Below are 24,914 nucleotides of genomic sequence, written 5' to 3' on the forward strand. Positions count from 1 at the left end.
TTATTTATTTCAACTATGTTTACTCATACATCAAATACATTTGCATGACCAATTCGGTGAAAATTCTCGTTAGAATTATGTGGGTCAAATTCATCAAATACTTCGGTTAAATCTACTACGCTATTAGCTGAATTCTTTAACTCGCTTCCTAACGATTGTTCTACTGAAGCAACCTCAACTCTTATTCCTCGTCTTCTTAATTTTTGTGCTAAATAAGCAAAATCCGAATCACCCGTTACCAAAACCACGATATCTGGTTTAATTTCTAAAGCTAATTCCATCGCGTCTATTGCCATTACCACATCAACATTATTTTCATAACCATCTCCTTTGGCTTTACCTTCTTTGGTAACAATTAAAAACCCATTACTTTTTGCCCAGTAGATAAATTTTTCTTTGCTTTTTCGCTGTTCCTCAAATCTTTCTTTTGCGGGAGGTAAACCGAAATAAATTACCATTTCAATTAGTTCTCTACCTTCTTTGGGGTCAGCTAAATAATCCCGCATTTTATGCCAGTTTATTTTACGATTAAAACTTTGTGCTGCCATAAAAGCGTTATCACCATCAGCTATAACCATGACTCGATGTAGATTTCCCATTCGATTTTTAACCTTGTTTTGGTTTTTTTGTTTGCTTGATTACAATTAAAACCCATAGGTGGAATATGCTTTTTCCGTATTGTTTTTTTAAAGAGAATAAAACCTCACACCGCACTGACAAGCACCCCTCTTTTATTAAGGATATGGCGTATATATAAGTTTTTAGATTTGTTTCGCAGCGTTTAGATCCCCCCTAACCCCCCTTAAAAAAGGGGGGAATAGATTCAAAGTCCCCCTTATACAAGGGGGATTTAGGGGGATCGAACGAGATATGTATACACCGTAGCCTTATTAAGTAATTTGAGAGCATCCTAGGAATTAACTTTTTTATTTTTAAAAAATTAATACTAAATCCATAAAGATATTTTTAAAAGTGGAAATATCCCTTTCCACCATGCAATTAAATTAAATATATGAAATCAAGAAAACACGAAACATTTACTACTAATTATGGACATCAAAAAATCTTTGCCTGTCAAGATTGAAGCTCATGAAGCAAGTTTAATTCAAACTAAAAATGAAATTCAGAAATTTATTAAAGTATCTGAGGGTTTAATATATGACCAGGTTGGACTTGATGCTTGTCTTGGACTTATCCCGGTAGCAGGTGGAATGTATACCGGAATAATGGGTATATGGTTATTATCGCAATCCTACAAAGTACGAGCCGATAACGAAGATAAATTAATGATTGTCGCTCTTACTTTTGTTGATTTAGTCGTGGGTATTGTTCCTATTTTTGGTGACATCCTCGATGCATTTTTACGAGTTCATGCTTTGAATGGTAATCGCTTAATTACACATATCGATAAACAGCTTTTATTAATTGAAAATACTCGCGAGCAATTAAATCAAGGTTTTGACCTGGATTTAAACGCTTTGGAAAATATTTTGCTTGGATAACTCTGAAGTTGAAAATAACAGCTTGGATTTAGTTTGATTTGCGGGAGCATCGAGATTCTTTTACGAACCGTACTTATTTTGTTTAACTAAAAAGGGAAATAGTCAAATGAATAAATTAATTGTAGGTATCGCAGCATTAGGTTTATGTTTTGTTTCTCCAGGTATCGCGAATTCCCAGCAGATTACTAGATTTGAGCATCGAGACGATATATACTATCACCAAAACTTAAATTCAAAAGGTGTTGCACACTATCAATATAAAATTCCTGCGAATACATTTGGAGTTTTCACGCTAAAAAATAACAGCAGTAAGTCAGATTTTGATATTTATGTCTATGATTCTAGTAATGGAAAACTATTGACTAAAGGAGAGAATTCGGGGACACAAACGGAATTAGTTATTACACAACCTGTTGCAGTGGATAAATATGCCTATATTAAAGTTATTAACTATGGTTCCCAAACATCTCGATACAGACTTTATGCGAATTATGTAAATCCTGCGAATAAATTTTTGATTGCATTAGCCCAGGTTCCTTTCTGTAATCCGGAACAAAATGATAAAACATCTTCTAGAGTGTTTACAACTATTTCCTCAATTCTTCAAGGTAATGATGTCGGAGGTGTAGCTAAAGAAGTTTTTATAAATGAAGTAACTATGGAAATGAAGAAGCAATTTGGTTACGGATGCACGGGTGAATTTATGGTCAATTGGGGTGTTTCTATGGTTCGAGGTTTTTATCGAAATTATTAGTTTTCTTAAAAAATTACAATAACTTTCAATAAAAACCCTATCAATTAAATTGGTTGGGTTTTTATTATTTAAAATTACTACTTAAAATAAAGTTATGGATTCACCAAGTGCATATTCCGCCCGAATTACTTTAATTTCTTCCTGTGTCTCTACATCGTCTTCATATTGGGCTTCTTCAGCTTCAAAAATTTGTTGTTCAATTATTTCTTGAAGTTGACGTTTTTCTTCTAAATCTAAAGAAGAAATTGCTTGTGCAAACGCTTGTAAAGATAGTTGTAGTTTAACGATGGCAGGCATTTCTAATCTTTTGGCTGTGTTGTTTTTCGGATTATTACATCCATGCTGATTCTAGCATTTATATTTTTATCAGTGAACATTTTTTCTGCTTTTGTAATTAATGCTACGTTTCCAACTAATCCGAATTAACCCAATCGGTGGGGTGTTCATTCCTATCCTCATAGCTGTAAGGAAAACGTTTCCAACTAATCCGAATTAACCCAATCGGTGGGGAAGCTGGATACTCTGTTTTCGTATTGAAAAAAGAAGTTTGGTTTCCAACTAATCCGAATTAACCCAATCGGTGGGGAAAATTTTCTCCATAGACCAAAACCTCGTTGCAAAAAGTTTCCAACTAATCCGAATTAACCCAATCGGTGGGGTTGAGTGGTTTAACAAAGCGTTGCTTTGCTATCAACAGTTTCCAACTAATCCGAATTAACCCAATCGGTGGGGATAACGGAACAACTGATGTAACTTGAACCAGAAGATGGCAGTAACTGCCAAGAAGTGCTTCCACAAGGTAACTGCCACAAAGTGCTTCCACCTTCATCAGAAAGTATAAAATCACGGAAGATAATAAATATTATACACGAGGTTTAAAATTAGACTTATTGTGTAATTTATAACGTTTAAATATTTGGCGACATAAATCAGGACAATATCAGTACACTAGATTTTTGAATTATAAGAAGGGCGATCGCCAAAATTATAAGCAGTACCTAAAAGCTTGGAAATAAGCATCTAAGTTAATCCACAAGATGTTTTTTGTACAGTGCGTAACTCCTAATCATATCTAATTCAACGTTTCCAACTCTTCCTCTAACTCGTCTAGAAGGTGGTGAATTCCGTATTGATTGAATCATTTTTAACTGGTGTGATGAAAATCCCTGGGATTTAGACCACTCACTAAAATCAGATTCTGTCAATATTATTACCTCGGTACGCAATTTATTCTTGAATTGCATACTTCCATTGAAGCAAATATTTTTTCTTTGAATTTTAAGAACTGTTAATTTTTTATACTTACTGCCATCAAGTCCTTCCAGTAAGGTGGAGTAATAAGCTTTAAAACTCTTTTCCTGACTGCTTTTTAACCTATTTTATCTTGAATTTTTGTTTCCTTCAGTCAATGACTAAATTTGATTGCTTTCCATATATCTGTACTAATTAAGATAGTGATTTTTATATTTTTGTGTTTCTGTCTCTATCTGAAGGTATAGCAATGTTGGCAGTAAATTTTTTTTGATGCTGGGTTTTTCAAAGATGCAGGAAGGCTCAAACATTTGATAAATAAAGGTTTTCATTATATTTGTCCGTGGAACATACTTACTGCCACTCAAGTGCTTCCATTTTTATACTTTCTGCCATCAACTCCTTCCACCTGGGAGATAAATTGCTTTTCTCTACAACGCATTAATAGGTGTTTGAGGCTCAGATACTGCCATCAACTCCTTCCACCTTACTGCCAACGAGTGGGTAAAGTGACAACTGATTTGGCAATAATAAGTGAAAAGTTTCCAACTAATCCGAATTAACCCAATCGGTGGGGAATTGGTTGTCTAGGTGGAATAATTTGGGGAGCAGGAAAAGTTTCCAACTAATCCGAATTAACCCAATCGGTGGGGGTGGGGTGACGAAATGACAACCTATGAAAGTTTCCAACTAATCCGAATTAACCCAATCGGTGGGGGGAAGCAACTTTTAGAACTTACTTGAAAGAAACAGAGTTTCCAACTAATCCGAATTAACCCAATCGGTGGGGTCTTTTTTAACTACCAATATCTACCATATACCGCGTTTCCAACTAATCCGAATTAACCCAATCGGTGGGGGAAGAGATATCAGTGACAAGGGGGATTAAAGTAAAGTTTCCAACTAATCCGAATTAACCCAATCGGTGGGGTTTACAGTAAGGAAACTTCTGAACTTAAAGAAAAAAGTTTCCAACTAATCCGAATTAACCCAATCGGTGGGGAAAAAGTCTTTATGAAAAACATTGTTTGCTAATGTTTCCAACTAATCCGAATTAACCCAATCGGTGGGGTTTATAATGGGCAAATAGTTCCATCTATAGCGTTTCCAACTAATCCGAATTAACCCAATCGGTGGGGAATCTCCAGCTGGGAAGACAGAAACGGCAATAGAAAAAACGTTTCCAACTAATCCGAATTAACCCAATCGGTGGGGGCTTGTCAAAAATATCGGTTAATCCAGTTGATTTTAGTGTTTCCAACTAATCCGAATTAACCCAATCGGTGGGGAGTTCGCTCAGCAGCCCTTATCCAGTAAGAGTTTCAGGAGCCAAATCGACGCATCTCTGAAAAACATTATACATGATGCCCAAAATTCCACAAAACAGCAAGCTCAAACCCTTGCCCAGCAAACAATCGACGCATCCCAACGAAAAAGGTGGTATTTGGGCGATTTGGCGAGATGCGTCGATTTTCATGTTACCTTTATCTCCGTAATTAATCTAAAAGCTAGATTACATAATAGTTTGGCGGTGCGTGAGGATGTTCGCTACCAATAGTTAACACCCTGGAAACTGCATCCTCGCTAATCCAATAAAATCGCACATTGTCTTCGGATGGTTTAACGATTTTTTTTGATTTCTCAAAAAGTTGTCGCATTTCATCCAAATTCAAAAAGCATTCAAATACAGAAAATTGTACTCGTTGCCCATAACCTTCTAAAAAGTTAGATAACTTAGTGCGTCTTTTATCATTAGGAATATCATATACAACAACCACTAGCATTTTCAATACTAAGAATTAATTTGTTACTTAAGTATAAGATGCTTAACAAGTAAGAAGTAAGAAGTCTTTTTAAACTCATTACTCATTATTTATTAAATAGATAGGCGTAATTAAATATAAGATAAGACCTCACCCTCAATCCCTCTCCTTATTAAGGAGAGGGAAGTTGGACTAAGGGTAAGGTTTCATATTAATTTGACCCACTTACTTACTCGTAAAGCTTAATCTAACCCGCTCTTAAGAAAGATTCATAGGGAATATCAGATAACAAACAGCGTTTATATCTCCTAACTTGTAATTGAACCGCGTGTCTATATGTTACTTGAGAAATTAAATCTGGATGAGAAATTTCTTCGTTCATCCTCTGTTCAAACTGTTTCAAAAAAACTCTCCTTGCGGTTTGGCTTAAATATACTCCTCCTGTAGTTGCTACCACATCAAAATCTTGTGGTTTAAATAAAGACTTGTTAATAATTTTTAAAACCAAACTATCAACAACAGGAGAACGAAATTCTTCCATCAAATCAAAAGCTAAATATGTCTTTTGTCTCTCACCATAGTGAAAATGACCGATATATGGCGAAAGTCCTTCAGCAATAATAAAGCTTAATACATTATTAAATAACAGCGTATATCCAAAACTTAACAATGAATTTATCTCATCAGTAGGAGGTTGACGAAATCTCTGAGAAAAACTAAACGCAGAATTAGTAATTAACTTACCAAAAGCAGGAAAATATCTTGCAGCAGCAATTCCTTCATAACCGCGCAAAGTATCTAAATTATCCACATAATTTAAAGCATCAATATCTTGATTGATTCCATAGATAGCTTCTTCTATTTTTTCTATTTTGCGTCTGCGATTGAATCGCATTAATAACTGTTTTGAATTCAACAACTTACCGAAAACAACTGCTCTTGATACGCTAAATCGAAATAAATCATCATTACGTCTTTCTACTTGAACTAACTGATTATCTAAATGAATAGACTCTTCACTCCATAAATGACCTTGATATTTACCGCTTTGACTCAGAAATATCACCGGAATTTGTGATTGCAAACAAGCTTGAAGTACGGGAGTTGATAATTGAATGTTACCAAATACTAGAATTTGCTGCACATCACGAATCGGAACTTCAAGTTTCGGCTTTTCTGAAACGTGAATAATAAAGCGTTGATAGTCTTTATAGATATTTGTTCCTTGTTCAATTAAGTAAATAGCTGCCATTTCTTGATTCCAAATGTTTTTTTGAAAAGGACTATCATCCTCTTCTATTTCGATAGGTTTTTCCGTGATTGTTTCAGCAAAATACGGTTTATGTAAATAACGTATATTTTCATAACCCAAACCAGCAAAACTGTTATTTACCGAAGTAGAAGTTTCGATTAAATCTAAACTATCTTCCTCTTCCAATAGGGGTTTTGATAGTTTTTTTTTACTAGTTCTTGTTGTATGTTTTCTAGTTGTTCTTTCCTCGCGATTATTATCTATCCCTGACTGTAACTTGGCTTTATTCGCATCAACAGGAAAAATAGCATCTCCTAAGAAACCATGACCTAAAAATCTAAACCCGCGTTCAAAACTAGTAAGTTGGGTTTTCTCGGTATTTATTTCTAGTCCGATTGAATCCAACAAGTTGATAACTTCTGATTTCGCTGTTAAAATTCGTTCTTGACAACTTGATAGAATCAAAAAATCATCTGCATAACGCACAATTTTTAAATCAGTTGCGCTGATGATTTCATCAAATTCATGGAGATAAATATTTGCCAAAATTGGAGAAATTACCGCACCTTGAGGAATACCTTTTTGAGGTAAAATTATTCCTTCTCTAGTTTCCACCCCAACTGATATCCAAGATTTAATTAAGCATAAAATTCCTGGATGATCGAGATGTAACCTTACTTCTTTTAATAACCTATCGTGGTCGATATTATCAAAAAACTTGACAATATCAGCATCCAAAACCCACACGTAACCCATATCTCGCCAATCAGCAATTTTTTCTACTGCATTGATATAAGATAAATTAGGACGATAAGCAAAACTGACTGGGGAAAATTTCTCTTCCATTACTGGACTCAGTACATTTAATAAAGCCTGCTGAACGATTCTGTCCCGAATTGTTGGTATTTTTAATTCTCTTTGGGTGCCATTTCTTTTAGGAATAATTACCTGTTTGCAAGCAGAGGGTTGATAACTTCCATTTGCTACTGCATTCATTAACTGATAAATATTAACCGTTTGATTCCCAGCAAAACTACTTATTGTTTCCCCATCTACACCCGCGCAACCACGTTTGTCGGCAACCTTTTCCCAAGCACGTTGAAAGTTATTGATATCTATGAATTTACTAGCAATGTCGCTCATGTTAAGTAAGAAGTAAGAAGTAAGAAGTAAGAAGTAAGAAGTAAGAAGTAAGAAGTAATAAACTTGTAGGGTGCTGTGACGGTTACAGAAAATTTTCGATTGTGACAACGATAGTTTAAAATTACCGTCACGCACCATTTTTTTCGATTCTTTCTGGTGTAAGTCAGTTCATAATGGCTATTTATTATTCACCGATAACTGTTCAACGATTCGATTTAATTCTTGCACCATCCACGAATCACCGTCAGTTTCTAAAAACAATTTCAGTACTGTTTGGTAGTACCATAAAGTACCTTCTTTCCCACCTTTAAATTTTTCCCAAGTAGATGCACCATTCTGAGATAAATCTCTCAAAATACTCCGAGCATTATGCAATTTGTCCGCTAGCGACACCCTGCGAATAGAAGCTGAAGCACCACGCAAATTATCAATATATTGCTGTTTGCGCTCTTGCCAAGGAGATTTCGGTATAGTATCTGCATCACTGCAACCATCAACTATTTCCGCGACTTTTGCACCAAACATATCGAAAATTACTTCGCGAGTTGCTTTTCCACCTTGATCTTCCACCGCATCATGTAATAATGCAGCGATGGTTTCATCTTCATCACCACCATCTTCTAATACTAGTGCTGCTACGCTTAAAAGATGACTAATATAAGGTACATTACTTCCTTTTCTAATTTGTTTGCGATGTAATCTAGAAGCATATATTAAAGCTTGTTCAAAACGATGAGTTAAAAAAGGATTTTCTGTTGTATTTAAATTCATATCAGTCTTTAACTGTGAAGTTTATATGTTTGTTCCATTTCCTTTCTCATTTTGTATCTTAAATCCAAAGGTAAAATGACTTCAACATTTGGACACCAAGCTCGTAAACGCATGACAATATTATTATCATCAACTCGATAATTAATTTTGCAATAAATATCGTTAGTAGAACGGGATTGTACTGTTGCAAGCAATTTTTTTTGTTCTATTGATGCTGTAGGAGTATAGGATTTAATTAGTTTTTCCACCTGTTGGCGAGTAATTTTGTGGAACATTTCATCTCTTTCTGTTCCTTGAATATAATTACCATAGAAATATTGGTCAAATCTTAAAATAAGTAGTTCCTGCGGTTTGTAGATATCAAATCCCCAAGCAGTAGACATTTTCTCTTTTATATCATCGGGACTTGGTGAATATTTTCCATAACATTTATCTAAAAAATGTTTGGGAATATTGGTAATATTAATATTATCGGCATCAATAGATAGTTGTTCTAACGCAAGAATTCTATCAAGTCGATAATCATACCAATCAATTTTACTCCAACTATCCTCACCATTAATCTGTGGAGTTTGACCGTAAGCAAATAAATAAGGTGCGCGTTTATAGTAGTAAATACAAACTGGATACACAATACAATAAACGGTATCTTGATATAGCTTGGCACTTTGATAATTTAATTGTACTAATGGTACTTTATCTTGCTTCCAAATATTTTTCAACTCCTGCTGTAGTTGTTCAACGCGGTCGTATAATCGAGGATGAACGATATATTCTGCATGAATAAAAAATCTTTGAATACCATTAATTGGTTGCGATAGTGAATTACTAAAGGCAGATAACTCTTCATGGGTAAATTGCTCTGTTTGAATCGCTTCATTCCCCAAATGATTTAAGAAAAGTTCAGGAAATTTATCAACCTTAATGTAAATATCTTGATTCTTGATTTTTTTACTTTTCAAGCAGCCTAACCTTATTAATGATTGGAAGTCATTATCTTTTAAATTGCGACTAGTTACAGCGAATAAACGTCCATCTGGTAAACTTTTAGAGAATTGATTATTGGTATTTAATGAATTGTCGTTGTGCTGACTATTTTGGTAAGAGTGTTTAATTATTCCAGTCAATAGTATTTGTTTTAATTCATCATCTTGAATAAAATAGTATTTTTTAAATGATTCAGACCATTGTTTTTCATCAACTTTCAGATTTAATTCAAATAACCACTGCTTTAACTTGATAGCACAAAAACATTGGTCTTTTTGAAAGGTTGTGTTTAGTTCATTTATACAGTGTAAACTAGGAATTATATCGCGTTGATGATATTTTTTTGCATCCATAAAAAACAAATCACGCCATTGCAAAAAATGAAATTTTTCTCCTAACTCTAATTTCACCTCATCACTTTCATCTCCGTATATAGAGCGTAAAATAACCCATAATCTTACTGCTTTCCCTAAATTTTGTTTAAGAGAACCAGCCGTTAATATTCTTAAGACCTCAACTGTGGGAGGATAGTTGAAAACTTCCCTTTTCTTCATGTCTTAATGTCGCTTTCTGGTAGATGTTTCTATATATTAGCAGTTGGTGGAAAGCGCTATTTCCATTTGCTTATTTTTAGCTAAAATTTCTTTGTATTATTTCCGGTAATTAAAGCTGGAAACTCTGGACTGATGAAAGCAACCATAATAATTACACAAGTCGCTTTTGGAAAACCTTGGACGAAGATGGTTTAGCTTTTTTAATCGTGCAAAATAAACTTTTAGTAGGATTTGATGCACCATTAGAACAAGTATTATACGTAGACCGCAGCCTCAGAGAACACGATTTATTGCAGGCGATCGCCCGTACCAACCGCACCGCTACAGGTAAAGATTATGGTTTAATAGTAGACTACTACGGTATCGATATCGCCGCCGCAATGCAGGTATACGACGCTGAAGACGTAGACGGGGCTTGGTTTGATGTCAGCCAAGAATTACCCAAATTAGAAGCTGCTCATCGCCGCGTCATGGACTTTTGGCAAAAACGAGAATTTAGTATCTACGACGACCCAGAATCCTGCGTAAATGCACTTAATCATGACGAAAGTTCTAGAGCCGAATTTTATCAACTTTTACGGCAGTTTCTCCAAGAAATGGATGCCTTTTTACCGCGTCCCCAAGCCTTACCTTACCTCAAAGATGCCAAACAACTCGGACAATTAAAGAAAATTGTAGATGATATATTCCACGACGAACGACCAGAAGACCCCAAACCCAAAGTACAAGCCTTGATAGACGAACACGTCCAGTCCCAAGGAATCGATCTTAAAGTAGCCCCGGTAAACATCCTCGACCTTAACTTTAAACAACGAGTACAGCAACGACATTCCACCCAAACCCGCGCCGCAGAGATGGAACACGCCATCCGCTACCATATCCGCACCCATCTCGACGACGACCCCGTGTATTATCGCAAACTCAGCGAACAACTAGAAGAAATCTTACAAAATCATCAATCAAACTGGGATTTAATAGCAGCTTATCAACAGTCAAACCAATATCATCGGCTTTTGGAACGACCCTGTAGTTAGAAAAGAACTCCGCAATCAAATTTGGTTGAAATTAGAAGATTCAATGTTCTTCCCAGATAGTAAACTAGATGCGTTAGCAGACCAAATTACCCAACTTGCTCGACGACATGGTTGAACCTCACCCCGTCCTAACGGACACCCCTCTCCTTATTAAGGAGAAGGGAAAGAAGTTTTAACACCCCTGTTCTTACTAAGGAAAAAGGAAGGAAGTTTTGACACCGCTGTTCTTAATAAAGACAAGGGAAGGAAGTTTTGACACCCCTCTCCTTGACAAGGAGAGGGGAAGGGGGTGAGGTTAATTTCCGAAAACCGCTATATTTATCATTGCCTTATTCCCAATGCCCAATTCCCAATTCCCAATCAATGAAAACAATTAATTGCGGAGAACTTTCCTTTGAACTGCGCGAAAGCAACCGTCGTCGAACCGTCGAACCCGACGGACAATTGATATTAGCTACACCCCCCAAAGTCCCTTTAGATAAGCTTGAAAAAATCATCAATCAACGTCGCTTCTGGATTTACAGCAAGCTACTGAAAAAAGAAACCATCAAACAACCACCAATCGAACCACAAACCTACCTCCCCGGACAAGGTTTTTATTATCTCGGACGCAGCTACCGCTTAAAATTAGTAGACATTTAATATTAGATAACGACTTGAAACAATTGGAATTTGATTACCAGCATTATTGTGAAATTAAAGACTTGATAGGGGATTGCGATGATTCGGCTTGGTTTTAACTGGATATGAAAAGGTTTATTTAGTTTTCCACTGCACCTAATGCTTTTAGCGTAGAGATTTCGGCTTCGGTTAAGCCTTTGACACCCGTGATGTTCATGCGTTCGTAGGGGCGATCGCTCTTTAGGGTTTTGAGACATTCGCCGGTTTTGATGTCCCAAATTTTGATTGTGCCATCTTCACCACAACTGCTGAGAATCTTATCATTTGGACTAAAACAAATTGATTTTATTGTTCCAGTATGCCCTTGTAATGTGATTAGACATTTACCTGTGATTACATTCCATAGCTTTATTGTTAAATCATCGCTTCCAGTAGCTATAAGCTGACCATCATAACTAAAAGTCAATGCTTTAATTTGACCAGTATGTTCTTCCAAAGTAATTAAACATTGACCTGTATAAATATTCCAAATCCTTGCAATATAGTCATCACTAGATGTAACTATAATATTTGAGTCAGGGCTAAAAGCGGCTGTTCTAGACCAGTTTTTCTGACCTGAAAAAGTTCTCAAACATTTACCTGTAGTAGCATCCCAAATTTTTATAGTCTCGTCATAACTACAACTAGAGAGAATTTTACCATCAGAGCTAAAAGTAACGTTTTTAATGGCTTCTGTATGTGCTTTTATTGAATAAATATTTTCATCTTTATTGCAAGCAATTCCAAAGTTGTATACTTTCACCATAGCCCATAGCTAATTTCAGCCCATCAGGACTGAATGCTAACGTAGACGTTTTAAATTTTAATGTTTTTAGAAGGTCTTATCTTGATAAGGATTGCGAATTGAAATGTATTCTTTATTTTTAGGAACGTGGATTAAATAACTTGCAAGCCTGAGTGTATTTGGAGTTTTACAGTATAGTTCCATTGTAGCAAAAAAATTGTCGAATACAATCTTCATTGTTTCTTTAAAAACATAATAACGAGAACTATTACTACCCTTAGTATCGCATAATACTAATACTGATGCAGCCAATGGATAGCGTTTTTACCGTGGTTATTCCACCAATATCGAATCGAATCATAGGCGAATTTACTGGTATCATCACTCGTACACATAATTACAGTTCACCTTTCTATAGCTTTAAGTCAATTCTTAATTTTTATTAATTTATTTCTCAGGAAAATCTCATCTATTTATCAACGGTTTATCAGTTTTTTAAGGCAAATTGATAACAATTCAACTTCTGAAAAATTATTTGATTCCAAAGGAGTACGCCATATTTTTTCTGTTTCATGATATGCAATTATGGAATGCTAGACCTGCTGTAACTTAATCGACTCTAATAACACTTGATTGCAATGAAATTTTTTAGTCAAACTACACATAATAAATGTACTATCAGGCAGCAACTGCATGACAATATTCCTTACACTTGCCATTGTTGTCTTGGCATTAATTTTATTTGTTGGTGAATGGTTTCCACCAGATATAGTTGCTATTATTACAATGCTGCTTTTAACAATTCTGGGTTTAGTGACCCCCGAAGAAAGTATAAGTGGTTTTAGCAATTCTGCTACTATTACTGTCATGGCAATGTTTATCCTAAGTGCAGGTATCGCTCGTACTGGGGCTATTCAAATTGTCAGCGACATTTTACTAAACTGGGGTGGAAAAAGCCCTAGTAAACAAATCTTCACTTTAGGATTTATTGTTGGTCCAATAACAGCATTTATAAATAATACTGCCGTTGTTGCCGTATTTTTACCTATTGTTGAAGAATGGTGTAGAAGACAAAATATTTCAGTTTCTAAATTATTAATACCGCTATCATTTGCCACTATTTTAGGTGGTATGATTACGGTAATTGGAACTTCTACAAACATTTTAGCCAGCGGTTTATCCGAGCAGTTGGGATACGGAACATTTAGCTTATTCCAATTCACTAAATTAGGGCTAGTTACATTTAGCGTCGGTTTAATTTATCTCGCACTTGTAGCACCTCGGTTATTACCAAATCGTAAAAAACAAACTGATGATATTCTTACTCAAGACTATGGTCTAAGGGATTACATTAGTGAAATTTTAATTCCACCCGGCTCTAATTTAGTTGGAAAAACCTTAGATTCTAGCGGTCTGCAACATAAATTTGATGTAGATGTATTAGAAATAATCGCTAACGATACTCACTTTCATCAGCCTTTAGAAGATAAGAAATTGCAAGCTTGTTCGGTACTTTTAGTTAGGAGTAATCGAAAGGATTTACTTAAAATTAAAGATGAAACAGGTATTGAAATTCTGCCCGAATTTATTCAGAATAAAAAATCTTTAGAAGTACAACTTAGTGCAGAAGATGAAGGTATTGCAGAAGTTCTTATTCCATCTAATTCTAATCTCATCGGTTCAACTGTCAAAGAAATACGCTTTCGTCAACGGCATAACGTTACAGTTTTAGCAATCCATCGCGGACAAGAAATTACACGAGAACGTCTTAGTGAAATCCGTTTAAAGTTTGGGGATGTCATCTTAGTCCAAGGTCCTAAGCAAAGCCTCTTTGGTTTACAAATAAATCCCAACTTACTGGTACTAACACAGCGAGAATTAGAAACACTCCGACGTGACAAAGCCGCGATCGCAATTGGTATTGGTTTAGGAGTTGTTGTAGTTGCAGCTTTTAATTTGTTACCTATTCTCATCAGTTCTCTGATTGGTGTAGTGTTAATGGTTTTAACTGGCTGTCTCAAACCCAGAGAAATATACGATGCTGTGCGTTGGGACATTATTTTTCTGCTCGCTGGTTTAATACCCCTGGGTACAGCAATGGATAAGTCTGGTGCAACTCAATGGTTAGCGAATTACTTGGTTGCAATTGCAGGAAATCTATCTGGTTATTGGATACTGACATCTTTCTTCATTATTACTTCCATACTTACAGAGATGATTTCCAACAACGCAGCAGTAGTTTTGATGTTACCAGTTGCAGTCAATGTTGCGGAGAATCTTCAACTAAACCCTCTAGCTTTCATGCTTACCGTTACCTTCGCAGCATCCAACAGCTTTATCACACCAATTGGTTATCAAACAAACACAATGGTTTATGGAGCCGGAGGCTATAAATTTACCGATTTTATCCGTGTCGGTGCGCCATTAAGTATTTTAATGACAATAATCGTACCACCATTAATTATTTTTTTCTACGGACTTTAAAGATTTTGGATTTTAGATTTTATGAACCGTTCCCCCCCTCTTTTACTATTCCCTATTACCCATTACCAATTACTAATATAAGGAGTAAAACAATGTCTTACATCAAAACCTTAATTCAACCCCACGGTGGTAGACTAATAGACTGTCACTTGTCTGAAAAAGACCGCAAGGAAACTTTTTTGAAAGCCTCAAATTTACCTTTTCTGACCCTCTCCACTCGTAATCTTGCTGATTTAGAATGTATTGCTACAGGTGTTTACAGCCCTCTAGAAGGCTTTGTAAACGAACAAGAATATAACTCCATCGTCAAAGATATGCGTTTGACTAATGGTCTTGCTTGGAGCATTCCCGTAACTTTACAAGTTTCTGAATCTATAGCAAAGCAATATAAGTTAGATTCTGAGATTGCTTTAGCTCATCCTAATGGAGAAATACTTGCAGTAATGACCGTTAGTAGTAAATTTAAACCAGATCAAAATTTTGAAGCAGAACAAGTTTATCGAACTGCTCAACAAGCACATCCTGGTGTTCAAGCCATGCTTGGGGAAGGAGAAGTTTACCTGGGTGGTTCAATTAAAATTATCAATTCAATTCCTTACCAAGATTTTCTCGATTACCGTTTGACTCCAGAAGCTAGCAGAGTCGAATTTACTAGACGTGAATGGAATACAGTTGTAGCATTTCAAACTAGGAATCCGATTCACCGCGCCCACGAATACATCACCAAAATAGCCTTAGAACTTGTTGATGGACTTTTTCTTAATCCCTTAGTGGGTCAAACGAAGTCCGATGATATCCCTGCTGACGTGCGGATGGAGTGCTATCAAGTACTCATGCAAAAATATTATCCGCAAAATCGCGTATGTTTGGGGGTATTTCCCGCCGCCATGCGCTACGCCGGACCCCGCGAAGCAATTATGCACGCGATCGCCCGCCAGAATTACGGCTGCACCCACTTTATCGTCGGACGCGACCATGCCGGAGTTGGCGACTATTACGGCACTTACGATGCACAATACATCTTCGATGAATTTACAGAAGACGAGTTACAAATTACTCCCCTCAAATTTGAACACGCATTTTACTGTACTCGCACCCAATCAATGGCAACGGGTAAAACCAGTCCCAGCAGTAAAGAAGAAAGAATACATCTATCTGGAACAAAAGTGCGGGAAATGCTGAGAAACGGTCAAACCCCACCACCGGAATTTTCTCGTCCAGAGGTTGCACAAATTTTAGTTTCTTCCATGAAACTAACTACAGTTTAATCCTATTTACTCGTACAAATAGCCAACAAAAAACAAAGGAGAATTATGACTTTAGCTAATACCATTTCCATAGTCGAAGACATTACCAAATTAGAATCCGAGTACTCGCAGAAAAATCCACAAGACATCCTTGCATTTGCTCTCAAGCAGTTCGATAACATTACAATTTCTTTCAGTGGTGCAGAAGATATAGTTTTGATAGACATGGCATCAAAAATCAAAAAAGATATTAAAGTCTTCTCCATTGATACAGGTCGTTTGCATCCTGAAACCTACCAATTTATCGATAGAGTTAGAAAACAATATAGAGTTAAGATAGACGTAATTTCTCCGGATGCAGCAGAAGTTGAAGCATTAGTTAAAGAAAAAGGACTATTTAGCTTCTACCAGGATGGTCATAAAGAATGCTGTGCTATCCGCAAAGTTAAGCCATTACGCCGCAAGCTTGCAACTGTCGATGCTTGGATTACCGGACAACGTAAAGACCAAAACCCCGCAACCAGAAATAGCGTTCCCGTAGTTCAGGTTGACAGTGCTTTTTCCACAGAAGAACGCGCATTAATTAAATTTAATCCTTTGGCAAACTGGACTTCTGCTCAAGTATGGCAATACATCCGTGCCAATGAAGTTCCTTACAATAAGTTACACGCTCAAGGTTTTATTAGTATCGGTTGTGAACCTTGTACAAGACCAGTTTTACCTAATCAACACGAACGTCTCGGTCGTTGGTGGTGGGAAGAAGCTGCTGATAAAGAATGTGGCTTCCACGAAATAAATTTAACTCAGAATAACGGTTGATTTTTCAATTGCCATTATGTAGAGACGTAATATATTACGTCTCTCCTATTCCCTGTTCCTCACCAATATTTCAAAATCATGTATATCAAATTAGTCCAAAAGATTAAATTAGATGGCAATCCTTGTCAAAAATCTGCAAAAGTTTTAAACAATCTGAAGGAATTAAACTTACTTGATAAAATAGACGAAATTATTACAGCAGATGAACGGCAACAATCTGACAGCGAAGGGTTTAATTTAGCGAGAAAATATCAAGTGCCATCCGCACCTTTTTTCATCGTCGAAGATAATGAAGCTATTCCTAAGATTTATACAGCCTATTATCGCTTCATGAAAGATATTTTTAAAATCTCCATTTCCGAATCAGATGAAATCTTGGAAATGATGGCTCAAAATCCAGAATTAGATTACATCTAATTTCACTTTAAGTAGTTTATTAATAGCTTTAATCTACAAAAATGAATAATCCACCTCAAAATTTGAACGAACCAATAACAAAAAGACTCCCCTTCTATAGCATATTGCCAGGTTTGTTATTAACAATAGGACTTGCAATCTTAGCCAATTCTCTAACGAAGATTCCATCACTTTCTCTATTCAGTTCGTTAATTATAGCAATTCTTTTAGGCATCATAGTTAAAAACACAATGGTCGTCCCCAAAGTTTTTCAACCGGGAATTGCTTTCTCTCTAAAACGTATTCTGCGATTATCTATTATTCTATTAGGATTGCGACTTAGTTTATCCCAAATACTTGCAGTTGGTTCCACGGGATTAGTAATTGTCTTTGTTACTTTAGTCAGTACATTTGTCTTTACTTGTTGGTTTGGAAAACAAATTGGAGTCAATCAAAAACTAACAAAATTAATTGCTGCGGGTACTTCCATTTGTGGTGCTTCTGCGATAGTTGCGACTAATGGTGTAGTAGAAAGCAAAGACGAAGATGTGGCTTATGCTGTGGCAATAGTTACAATTTTTGGTACTATTTCCATGTTGCTTTACCCTCTATTAGCCGTTTTGTTTCAGGTAACATCTCAACAATTTGGAATCTGGTGTGGTGTTTCCATTCATGAAACAGCCCAAGTAATAGCAGCAGCATTTCAACGTGGAGAAGTTAGCGGTGAGTTTGGTACAATTGCGAAATTATCTAGAGTTATCTTTTTGGCTCCAGTTGTTTTGACTTTGGGATTTTTAGCACCGGAATCAAGTAATTCAGCACAAGGAATAAAATCGAAAAAACTACCAATACCTTGGTTTGTACTTGGATTTATTGTTTTAATGTTACTGAATAGTGCTAATATTTTTCCGGAAACCCCAAAGAAATCAGTCACTGAATTCAACCATTTTCTACTAGCTAGCTCTATGGCAGGGATGGGTTTAAAAACTAGTATTATTGAAATTAAGCAAAGTGGAATCAAACCTCTTTATCTAGGTGCGGCTTCATGGTTGTTTATCTCCGTTATTAGTTTAGTCCTGATTAAAAGTTTTTACTAATTTTAGTAAAAGTTAGACTTTAATTTCTGTTCAGTTTATTATTAAGTTATTGGAGTATTACAATGAAGAAAGTTTTATTGAGCATTGCAGCATTAGGTTTATTTGTTTTTCCTGCTTATGCAACTCAAGGAATCAGAGAAAATGCTAAAAATGAAATAGCCAGGTCAAGGAAAAATAGTATTATTGGAGCGAGAAAAGATGGTATTGTTAGGGTAAAAAGTGCTTATAGTGTAGAGGAAACAGTTCAAAGATTTGAATCTATTGCCAAAGAACAAGGTTTAAATATTGTTGCTACAGTTAATCACCAAGCAGGAGCAGAATCCATTGGTCAAGAATTACGTCCGACGCAAGTAATTATATTCGGTAATCCGAATGCAGGTACCCCATTAATGCAGTGTAATCAAACTGCGGGAATTGATTTACCTCAAAAAGCTCTTATTTGGGAAGACGAACAAGGACAAGTTTGGCTCGGTTACAACAGTCCGAAATACCTATTAATTCGTCATCAATTAAAAGGTTGTGGAGAAGAAGCATTAGGAAAAATTGAGAATGCTTTAACAATGTTGGCAGAAAAAGTTACTCAGTAAAGGATTTTACTCTTCTTAAAAGGCTTTCCAGTTAGAAACTGGGAAGCTATTAAACTCAATCTAAAATTGAAAAGAGGTATTTATGCAACTATCAAAACAAGTTTTACAAGAACCCATGAATAAAATTTACGATACGATTGTTATTGGTGGTGGTGTTGGTGGTTTATCTGCCGGAATCTATTTACAAAGATATCTTTTGAATAGTTTAATTATAGATAAAGGTAAAGCCCGTTCTTTCTGGATGCAGGAACTCCATAATTATCTTGGTTTACCACCCGATACTCAAGGTCGCACTTTACTAAAACATGGTAAAGACCATTACTTATCTTTAGGAGGAGATTTACTAAATCGTTACGTAGAAGAAGTAATTGATACAGGAAGTATCTTTGAGGTTAAAGTTAAAATAGGTCGCCAAAATAGCACTTATAAAATATTTCATACTAAATATTTGATTGCAGCTAGCGGTATTATTGATAACTTGCCTTTTGTAGACAATATGCAGAATGTTTACGACTATGCAGGATATAATTTACACGTTTGTTTAATATGCGATGGTTATGAAATGGCAGACAAAAGAGTTGGTATTTTTGGTCGAAACGAACGCAGTTTAGAAGTCGCTTTTAGTCTGGGTTGGTTTACACCTTATATCACTCTTTTTACCCAAGATATGTTTGAAATTAGTTCCCAATTCCGCGATAGATTATGGGAACATGAATATAAATTAGTAGAGAAACCGATTTCCAAGTTTCTAGGCGCAAATCATCAAATGACTGGCGTGCAAATGATGGATGGTTCTGTAATAGAATTGGATGCTGGATTAGTATCAATGGGTTCACAATTCCACTCAGCTTATCTTTCGGGATTAAACCTCCAAACCCAAGGTGAAACTCTAGTCACAGATCAAATTTGCCGCACATCTCACCCTCGAATTTTTGCAGTTGGCGATTTAAAATTAGGTCTTAATCAAGTAGTAGTTGCGGCTTCTGATGGTGCGATCGCAGCTACAGGAATTTGGCGCGATATTCGTCGTGAAAGAGGTGTTAAACGTCGTCCAAGTAATATTGATTCCTCTATTCTAGCAAGTTAAGATATTTGAAGGTTTTCAATAGATAAACGAACTTATCTCTTAACACCAACTAATTATAACCTATATTTTGTTCATTAGTTTTGCCGTTCATAAATCAATTTTATAAAAGTAGACGAATTAGTCTACTTAGTAGTATCTTAAAGTGCAGGTCTGTATATTTTGCTAGCTAGGGTTTTCTAGATAAAGCTATGTATAGCCTTTTATTATAATCTGCATTTGAAACCATTCTACAGAATTGATAATCGGGGAACTTGGCTATGGCAAACGAAAAACGGATCGAAATCGGATTATTTGTCATGCGTTTGAGTATTGGGATTTTTTTCCTCGCTTTAATAATACAGAAACTAGTAGCAACTCAACGAACATCAGGGATATTTGCAGGATTTTATTCCTGTGAAATACCAATTACTCTCTCTTATTCACTATTATTTTTTGCCGCTGTTTTAGTAATATTTTTTCTAGCTGGTTTGTATAAAACATTTTCTTATGGTGCTTTGTTAGGGATGCAGTTAGTTTCAGTAACTTCTATATATAAGGAGATGCTTCAACCTTTTCAATCTAATTATATTTTATTCTGGATAAGCATACCATTGATTGGAACCTTAATTACGTTATTTTTGTTGCGATACAATGATAATTTTTTAACTTTTAACAAAACAGTAAATAAGAACTCAATTTTATTAGATAATTCTCATTTGCAGCATAAAGCCAGAACCATTCAAATTTTGTCATCTCTGAGTCATCGCACGGGTGAATTAAGTATATACTTAAAGGAAATAGTCAACAGTGTTAGTAAATTAATCAATGTTGATTCTTCTGTTATTACTATTTGTCAAGAAGGTGTTGGTCAAATATTGGCTAGTAGTATAGAAATGGGCGAAAATAATGGTACTCACTCTTTTCACGGTCAATTAACTGGTACTGTTCTAGAAACTGGTCAATTTCTGATTGTTGAAGATACGGAGACTTGTACCCAATACGGTCAAGCTCCATCTGGATGCCGTGCATATTTAGGAATACCTTTGCGTACTTCTCAAAGAGAAGTTATAGGCACAATTTGTTGTTTTCATCAAAAACCGCGTCGGTTTTCTACTCAAGAAATAGAAATAGTTGAATTATTTGCCGAACGAGCAGCAACAGCGATTGATAACCACCATCTATATGAACAACAAAGACAATTTAATCAAATTTTAGAAACAGAAGTAACTCTCAAAACAGAGGAGTTACGAGCAGCACAAGCGAAAATTATCCAACAGGAGCGTTTAGCCGCAATTGGTGAATTTGCGGCTTCTATTATTCACGAAATTCGTAATCCTTTTTGTACAATCAAATTAGTTTTAGAATACTTTAACAAAGTTGATTTATCTGCTGAGGTTAGAAAACGTTTAGTTTTGGCACTAGACGAAGCAAAGCGCTTAGAAAAATTATTAGCAGAAATATTACTTTACGCGAAACCACAGATTTTAGATGTTTCGCAAATTGACATAAATCAATGTATTCAAAAAGTATTAGATTTGCAGCAAATTCTGCCAGCAATGATTAACAAACATCTTGAATTTTATCCTGCGATAGCAGAACCAAAAATATATGGTGATGAGGATAAACTTAAACAAGTATTAATTAATCTTATTCAGAATGCTTATGAAGCTGTAGGTTCTGGAGAAAAAGTTAAACTACAGGTAAATAGTAATTTTAATAAAGGAGAAGTTTGCATTCAAGTTTGTAATGATGGCGAACCCATACCGTCAAATATTTTACCACTATTAACTCAGCCATTCTTTTCAACAAAATCTTCTGGAAGCGGTTTGGGCTTGGCAATTACAAAACGAATTGTAGAAGCACACAATGGAGAATTTCTGATTGAATCGAATACTGAAGGAACTATAGTAACAGTAAAATTTCCGATGGCTATGGTATGACAATATTGATGAGTAAGAAAAATCAACTAGCAATCCGATATTCCTAAATATATTCTTATCGTGGGGAGATTAGATAGTGAGCGAACATATTATTCTGGTTGAAGATGAAATTAAACTTGCTCAATTTTTAGAGATGGAGTTAAATAGCAAAGGTTATAGCGTTAGTATCGCTAATGATGGAGTGACAGGATTAATATTGTTACGAGAATCATCTCCAGATATAGCTATTTTTGATTGGATGCTTCCTGGGTTAAGTGGAGTAGAACTTTGTCGTCATCTGCGAGCTATGGGAAGTAAAATTCCAATAATTTTGTTAACAGCTAAGGATGAAGTAACTTCGCGAGTTATGGGCTTGGATGCTGGGGCTGATGATTATGTAGTTAAACCCTTTAACATCGAAGAACTTTTAGCCAGAATTCGCGCTCATTTACGCCGTCATATTGAGCAAGATAACCGCCATTTATTAATATTTGAAGATTTAACTTTGAACTGTCAATCTCGTCAAGTATTCCGTGGTGACAGAGCAATAGAATTGACAGTGAAAGAGTTTGATTTGCTTGAATATTTGATGAGCAATCCCCGTCAAGTATTTACAAAAAACCAAATTTTAGAGCAGGTTTGGGGTTATGATTTTGTAGGAGATTCTAACGTTATTGAAGTTTATGTACGTTATGTACGCCTCAAACTTGAAGAAAGTAAGGAAAAACGCCTAATTTATACAGTACGCGGTGTAGGATATGTGTTACGCGAGGAGTAATTACTAATAATATTGCCGTATTTTTATTGGTTTTTATCGTTAAATCAAGGATTGTAGTTTAATAATGAGTAACTAAGTTACATCATTTTTTATTGGTGCAAGATGTGAGAAAACACGCTTGTGGTAATTTTCCATAAGCGTCTTTTAATTTTGAATATGAAAAAAATCAAAAATCTATCTCATCAGAATCTTGATTACTTCTATTTTCCTCAATCATTTGATTAAAATCTTCAGAATTAACAAGTTGATCTGTTTCTTCGTTTTCTTTATCCCGTTCTTCCATTCTTTTCAAATCATCACTAGTCGGATAATATAGTTCATCAAGCTTTCCTTCAGCCAGCAATTCTCAGAAAGGTCTTATCTTGATAAGGATTGCGAATTGAAATGTATTGTTTATTTTGAGCCATTTTTACAAATCCTCTTTTTTGTTTTTTCAGATACTAAGTTTAATTTAAACAAAAAAATACTAATTTGAGCCAGAAGATAATTAGTAAAAGAATGACTCGTCAGCAGGTTTTTATTAGAGCGAAGGCGAGAGCAGACGAACTGGGTGTTAAGCCTCCTTCCCCAGCCCTTTCAACGCGAACAATCGTACTAAATTTTGTGACCAAAAAACACGTCCAATTAACCCCCTAAAAATTAGGCTTATGGGAAATCTTCAAAAAAACGAACAATTTGATCGGCGATATATTGACCGTTTTTGATCTGCGAATCTCGTCAACTTGTATGGATAACTAAAAAACCTAATTTGACGGTAACGCAAGAATGCGGGTTTCAGCTTCAAAAGTGGTAGTACGTATGAACGCATTGAAAGGTCTGGCCTCCTTCCCACATGACGGTTTATCGGATTTTGCAACCGTTAATAGATAAAATTGAACAAGCTAAAAGTGTTCGCTCTCGGGGCTGGCGTGGTTCGCGGTTATCAGTTAAAACCCGTGATGGTAAGGATTTACAAGTAGAACATAGTAACCAAGTTTGGCAGTGCGACCATACCCCCGCCGATATTTTGTTGGTAGACCAACATGGCAAACTTCTTAGTCGCCCTTGGTTAACAACAGTTGTAGATAGTTATTCACGCTGCATTATGGGGATTCACTTGGGCTACGATGCACCAAGTTCTCAAGTTGTAGCTTTGGCTTTACGTCATGCAATTTTACCTAAGCAGTACAATTCGGAATACGGACTTCATGAAGAATGGGGTACTTATGGTTTACCACAACACCTCTACACAGATGGGGGCAAGGATTTTCGTTCCAACCATTTGCAACAAATAGGAGTGCAGTTAGGTTTTGTTTGTCATTTGCGCGATCGCCCATCCGAAGGGGGTAGTGTTGAGCGTCCATTTAAAACTCTAAACACAGAATTATTTTCAACTTTACAAGGATATACGGGTTCAAACGTTCAAGAGCGGCCAGAGGAAGCGGAGAAAGAAGCTTGCTGTTACGGCAGTTAGAGCAAATGTTGGTGCGTTACATCGTTGATAACTATAATCAGCGACTTGATGCTCGAATGGGCGACCAAACAAGATTTCAACGCTGGGAATCTGGTTTAATTGCTGCACCGGATTTACTTTCCGAGCGGGATTTGGATATTTGTTTGATGAAGCAAACACGGCGACAAATTCAACGTGGGGGATATCTGCAATTTGAAAATTTGATGTACCGAGGTGAATATTTAGCGGGTTATGCAGGGGAAAGTGTTGTGTTGCGATATGACCCCAGAGACATCACAACGATTTTGGTTTACCGCAGAGAAGGGGATAAAGAGGTATTTATTGCTCGTGCGTATGCTCAAGATTTGGAGACAGAAGAACTATCCCTAGATGAAGCAAAAGCTATTAGTCGCAGAGTGCGGGAAGTGGGTAAGGCTGTGAGCAATCGTTCAATTTTGGCAGAAGTTAGGAAACGCGAAGTATTCCCAACTCAAAAGAAAACCAAAAAAGAGCGCCAAAAAGTAGAACAGGCTGAGGTCAAAAAAGCTAAACAACTTATACCTGTTGAGCCAAAGGAATCAGTAGAGGTGGTATCTATTCACAGCGAAACAGAGCCAGATATGCCGGAAGTTTTTGATTACGAACAAATGCGTGAAGATTACGGGTGGTAAAA

At 36.0% G+C, this 24,914-nt stretch carries 24 protein-coding genes, 1 pseudogene and 2 CRISPR repeat arrays; of the genes and pseudogenes, 17 read left to right on the forward strand and 8 right to left on the reverse strand.

The genetic code is table 11. The features are described from left to right. Positions 1-23 precede the first annotated feature (23 nt). Positions 24-599, reverse strand: coding sequence for an NYN domain-containing protein (locus tag VB797_RS20455; protein ID WP_323239578.1), 576 nt, complete (start codon positions 597-599; stop codon positions 24-26). 450 nt (positions 600-1,049) lie between these two features. Here VB797_RS20455 and VB797_RS20460 point away from each other — a divergent pair, with 450 nt between their 5' ends. Further along, positions 1,050-1,502, forward strand: coding sequence for a DUF4112 domain-containing protein (locus VB797_RS20460; protein WP_323239579.1), 453 nt, complete (start codon positions 1,050-1,052; stop codon positions 1,500-1,502). Between the two features lie 106 nt (positions 1,503-1,608). Then, positions 1,609-2,256 (forward strand): hypothetical protein, encoded by a 648-nt coding sequence (locus tag VB797_RS20465; RefSeq protein WP_323239580.1) that lies wholly within the window; start codon positions 1,609-1,611, stop codon positions 2,254-2,256. An 81-nt stretch (positions 2,257-2,337) separates the two neighbouring features. Here the strand turns inward: VB797_RS20465 and VB797_RS20470 are convergent, their stop codons facing one another. Further along, the gene (locus VB797_RS20470) at positions 2,338-2,553 is read right to left on the reverse strand and encodes a hypothetical protein (RefSeq protein ID WP_323239581.1); all 216 of its coding nucleotides are present in this window, start codon (positions 2,551-2,553) and stop codon (positions 2,338-2,340) included. A gap of 107 nt (positions 2,554-2,660) precedes the next feature. Next, positions 2,661-2,989: direct repeats of the CRISPR family, unit length 36 nt; unit sequence GTTTCCAACTAATCCGAATTAACCCAATCGGTGGGG. A gap of 1,059 nt (positions 2,990-4,048) precedes the next feature. Continuing rightward, a CRISPR array of direct repeats spans positions 4,049-4,796; the repeat unit is 36 nt; unit sequence GTTTCCAACTAATCCGAATTAACCCAATCGGTGGGG. 72 nt (positions 4,797-4,868) lie between these two features. On the opposite strand from VB797_RS20470, the gene VB797_RS20475 reads away from it, so the two are divergent. Next, positions 4,869-5,003, forward strand: coding sequence for a hypothetical protein (locus VB797_RS20475; RefSeq protein ID WP_323239582.1), 135 nt, complete (start codon positions 4,869-4,871; stop codon positions 5,001-5,003). Positions 5,004-5,015: 12 nt separating this feature from the next. Here the strand turns inward: VB797_RS20475 and cas2 are convergent, their stop codons facing one another. The 4 genes from cas2 to VB797_RS20495 all read right to left on the reverse strand — a co-directional run bounded on the left by cas2 (position 5,016) and on the right by VB797_RS20495 (position 9,977). Continuing rightward, on the reverse strand, positions 5,016-5,291 hold the full coding sequence (cas2, locus tag VB797_RS20480; RefSeq protein WP_323239583.1) for a CRISPR-associated endonuclease Cas2: 276 nt from the start codon (positions 5,289-5,291) through the stop codon (positions 5,016-5,018). A gap of 226 nt (positions 5,292-5,517) precedes the next feature. Beyond that, positions 5,518-7,665 (reverse strand): CRISPR-associated endonuclease Cas1, encoded by a 2,148-nt coding sequence (gene cas1, locus VB797_RS20485; protein ID WP_323239584.1) that lies wholly within the window; start codon positions 7,663-7,665, stop codon positions 5,518-5,520. Between the two features lie 177 nt (positions 7,666-7,842). Further along, positions 7,843-8,436: an HD domain-containing protein gene (locus tag VB797_RS20490; protein ID WP_323239585.1), complete on the reverse strand. Its 594-nt coding sequence runs from the start codon at positions 8,434-8,436 to the stop codon at positions 7,843-7,845. A gap of 8 nt (positions 8,437-8,444) precedes the next feature. Beyond that, positions 8,445-9,977 carry a TIGR03985 family CRISPR-associated protein gene (locus tag VB797_RS20495; protein WP_323239586.1) on the reverse strand — a complete coding sequence of 511 codons (1,533 nt, stop codon included), beginning with the start codon at positions 9,975-9,977 and terminating at the stop codon, positions 8,445-8,447. A gap of 155 nt (positions 9,978-10,132) precedes the next feature. Between VB797_RS20495 and VB797_RS35015 the strand changes: the two are divergent. The 3 genes and pseudogenes from VB797_RS35015 to VB797_RS20505 all read left to right on the forward strand — a co-directional run. Continuing rightward, a pseudogene (locus tag VB797_RS35015) lies at positions 10,133-10,321 on the forward strand (type I restriction enzyme subunit R domain-containing protein); the annotation flags it as partial. A gap of 36 nt (positions 10,322-10,357) precedes the next feature. Further along, positions 10,358-11,011, forward strand: a complete 654-nt coding sequence (locus VB797_RS20500) for a type I restriction enzyme endonuclease domain-containing protein (RefSeq protein WP_416350887.1) — start codon at positions 10,358-10,360, stop codon at positions 11,009-11,011. Between the two features lie 363 nt (positions 11,012-11,374). After that, on the forward strand, positions 11,375-11,653 hold the full coding sequence (locus VB797_RS20505; RefSeq protein ID WP_323239588.1) for a YgjP-like metallopeptidase domain-containing protein: 279 nt from the start codon (positions 11,375-11,377) through the stop codon (positions 11,651-11,653). Positions 11,654-11,771: 118 nt separating this feature from the next. On the opposite strand, the gene VB797_RS20510 is transcribed toward VB797_RS20505, so the two are convergent. Beyond that, entirely contained in the window at positions 11,772-12,437 is a 666-nt protein-coding gene (locus VB797_RS20510; protein ID WP_323239589.1) for a WD40 repeat domain-containing protein, read from the reverse strand. A 672-nt stretch (positions 12,438-13,109) separates the two neighbouring features. Between VB797_RS20510 and VB797_RS20515 the strand changes: the two genes are divergently transcribed. From VB797_RS20515 to VB797_RS20555, 9 genes are all read left to right on the forward strand, one after another. Continuing rightward, entirely contained in the window at positions 13,110-14,900 is a 1,791-nt protein-coding gene (locus VB797_RS20515) for an SLC13 family permease (protein WP_323239590.1), read from the forward strand. Positions 14,901-14,992: 92 nt separating this feature from the next. Further along, on the forward strand, positions 14,993-16,168 hold the full coding sequence (gene sat, locus VB797_RS20520) for a sulfate adenylyltransferase (protein WP_323239591.1): 1,176 nt from the start codon (positions 14,993-14,995) through the stop codon (positions 16,166-16,168). A 45-nt stretch (positions 16,169-16,213) separates the two neighbouring features. After that, a complete protein-coding gene (locus tag VB797_RS20525; protein ID WP_323239592.1) occupies positions 16,214-16,966 on the forward strand; it encodes a phosphoadenylyl-sulfate reductase in 753 nt (250 codons plus the stop codon). A gap of 78 nt (positions 16,967-17,044) precedes the next feature. Then, on the forward strand, positions 17,045-17,383 hold the full coding sequence (locus tag VB797_RS20530; RefSeq protein ID WP_323239593.1) for a hypothetical protein: 339 nt from the start codon (positions 17,045-17,047) through the stop codon (positions 17,381-17,383). 41 nt (positions 17,384-17,424) lie between these two features. After that, positions 17,425-18,459: a YeiH family protein gene (locus VB797_RS20535; protein ID WP_323239594.1), complete on the forward strand. Its 1,035-nt coding sequence runs from the start codon at positions 17,425-17,427 to the stop codon at positions 18,457-18,459. Positions 18,460-18,521: 62 nt separating this feature from the next. Beyond that, positions 18,522-19,046, forward strand: coding sequence for a DUF302 domain-containing protein (locus VB797_RS20540; RefSeq protein ID WP_323239595.1), 525 nt, complete (start codon positions 18,522-18,524; stop codon positions 19,044-19,046). 82 nt (positions 19,047-19,128) lie between these two features. Continuing rightward, a complete protein-coding gene (locus VB797_RS20545; RefSeq protein WP_323239596.1) occupies positions 19,129-20,133 on the forward strand; it encodes an NAD(P)/FAD-dependent oxidoreductase in 1,005 nt (334 codons plus the stop codon). Positions 20,134-20,390: 257 nt separating this feature from the next. Beyond that, positions 20,391-22,052 (forward strand): ATP-binding protein, encoded by a 1,662-nt coding sequence (locus tag VB797_RS20550; RefSeq protein ID WP_323239597.1) that lies wholly within the window; start codon positions 20,391-20,393, stop codon positions 22,050-22,052. Between the two features lie 76 nt (positions 22,053-22,128). Then, entirely contained in the window at positions 22,129-22,809 is a 681-nt protein-coding gene (locus tag VB797_RS20555) for a response regulator transcription factor (RefSeq protein ID WP_323239598.1), read from the forward strand. Positions 22,810-22,975: 166 nt separating this feature from the next. On the opposite strand, the gene VB797_RS20560 is transcribed toward VB797_RS20555, so the two are convergent. Beyond that, on the reverse strand, positions 22,976-23,152 hold the full coding sequence (locus VB797_RS20560) for a hypothetical protein (RefSeq protein WP_323239599.1): 177 nt from the start codon (positions 23,150-23,152) through the stop codon (positions 22,976-22,978). A gap of 489 nt (positions 23,153-23,641) precedes the next feature. Between VB797_RS20560 and VB797_RS20565 the strand changes: the two genes are divergently transcribed. Both VB797_RS20565 and VB797_RS20570 read left to right on the forward strand, forming a co-directional pair. After that, positions 23,642-24,262: a transposase family protein gene (locus tag VB797_RS20565; RefSeq protein ID WP_323239600.1), complete on the forward strand. Its 621-nt coding sequence runs from the start codon at positions 23,642-23,644 to the stop codon at positions 24,260-24,262. After that, on the forward strand, positions 24,244-24,912 hold the full coding sequence (locus tag VB797_RS20570) for a Mu transposase C-terminal domain-containing protein (RefSeq protein WP_323239601.1): 669 nt from the start codon (positions 24,244-24,246) through the stop codon (positions 24,910-24,912). The genes VB797_RS20565 and VB797_RS20570 overlap by 19 nt, the downstream gene beginning before the upstream one ends. Positions 24,913-24,914: the final 2 nt, after the last annotated feature.

Source organism: Rivularia sp. UHCC 0363, from assembly GCF_034931125.1.
Taxonomy (GTDB): Bacteria; Cyanobacteriota; Cyanobacteriia; order Cyanobacteriales; family Nostocaceae; genus Rivularia.

Bases quoted from the DNA above. Each gene is read 5' to 3' on its own strand.
- VB797_RS20515 (WP_323239590.1), top strand. From the start codon at position 13,110: ATGACAATATTCCTTACACTTGCCATTGTTGTCTTGGCATTAATTTTA.
- VB797_RS20460 (WP_323239579.1), top strand. From the start codon at position 1,050: ATGGACATCAAAAAATCTTTGCCTGTCAAGATTGAAGCTCATGAAGCA.
- VB797_RS20530 (WP_323239593.1), top strand. From the start codon at position 17,045: ATGTATATCAAATTAGTCCAAAAGATTAAATTAGATGGCAATCCTTGT.
- VB797_RS20545 (WP_323239596.1), top strand. From the start codon at position 19,129: ATGCAACTATCAAAACAAGTTTTACAAGAACCCATGAATAAAATTTAC.
- VB797_RS20475 (WP_323239582.1), top strand. From the start codon at position 4,869: ATGATGCCCAAAATTCCACAAAACAGCAAGCTCAAACCCTTGCCCAGC.
- VB797_RS20535 (WP_323239594.1), top strand. From the start codon at position 17,425: ATGAATAATCCACCTCAAAATTTGAACGAACCAATAACAAAAAGACTC.
- cas2 (WP_323239583.1), bottom strand. From the start codon at position 5,291: ATGCTAGTGGTTGTTGTATATGATATTCCTAATGATAAAAGACGCACT.
- VB797_RS20505 (WP_323239588.1), top strand. From the start codon at position 11,375: ATGAAAACAATTAATTGCGGAGAACTTTCCTTTGAACTGCGCGAAAGC.
- sat (WP_323239591.1), top strand. From the start codon at position 14,993: ATGTCTTACATCAAAACCTTAATTCAACCCCACGGTGGTAGACTAATA.
- VB797_RS20565 (WP_323239600.1), top strand. From the start codon at position 23,642: ATGACGGTTTATCGGATTTTGCAACCGTTAATAGATAAAATTGAACAA.
- VB797_RS20500 (WP_416350887.1), top strand. From the start codon at position 10,358: ATGCAGGTATACGACGCTGAAGACGTAGACGGGGCTTGGTTTGATGTC.
- cas1 (WP_323239584.1), bottom strand. From the start codon at position 7,665: ATGAGCGACATTGCTAGTAAATTCATAGATATCAATAACTTTCAACGT.
- VB797_RS20495 (WP_323239586.1), bottom strand. From the start codon at position 9,977: ATGAAGAAAAGGGAAGTTTTCAACTATCCTCCCACAGTTGAGGTCTTA.
- VB797_RS20490 (WP_323239585.1), bottom strand. From the start codon at position 8,436: ATGAATTTAAATACAACAGAAAATCCTTTTTTAACTCATCGTTTTGAA.
- VB797_RS20465 (WP_323239580.1), top strand. From the start codon at position 1,609: ATGAATAAATTAATTGTAGGTATCGCAGCATTAGGTTTATGTTTTGTT.
- VB797_RS20510 (WP_323239589.1), bottom strand. From the start codon at position 12,437: ATGGTGAAAGTATACAACTTTGGAATTGCTTGCAATAAAGATGAAAAT.
- VB797_RS20550 (WP_323239597.1), top strand. From the start codon at position 20,391: ATGGCAAACGAAAAACGGATCGAAATCGGATTATTTGTCATGCGTTTG.
- VB797_RS20525 (WP_323239592.1), top strand. From the start codon at position 16,214: ATGACTTTAGCTAATACCATTTCCATAGTCGAAGACATTACCAAATTA.
- VB797_RS20455 (WP_323239578.1), bottom strand. From the start codon at position 599: ATGGGAAATCTACATCGAGTCATGGTTATAGCTGATGGTGATAACGCT.
- VB797_RS20540 (WP_323239595.1), top strand. From the start codon at position 18,522: ATGAAGAAAGTTTTATTGAGCATTGCAGCATTAGGTTTATTTGTTTTT.
- VB797_RS20470 (WP_323239581.1), bottom strand. From the start codon at position 2,553: ATGCCTGCCATCGTTAAACTACAACTATCTTTACAAGCGTTTGCACAA.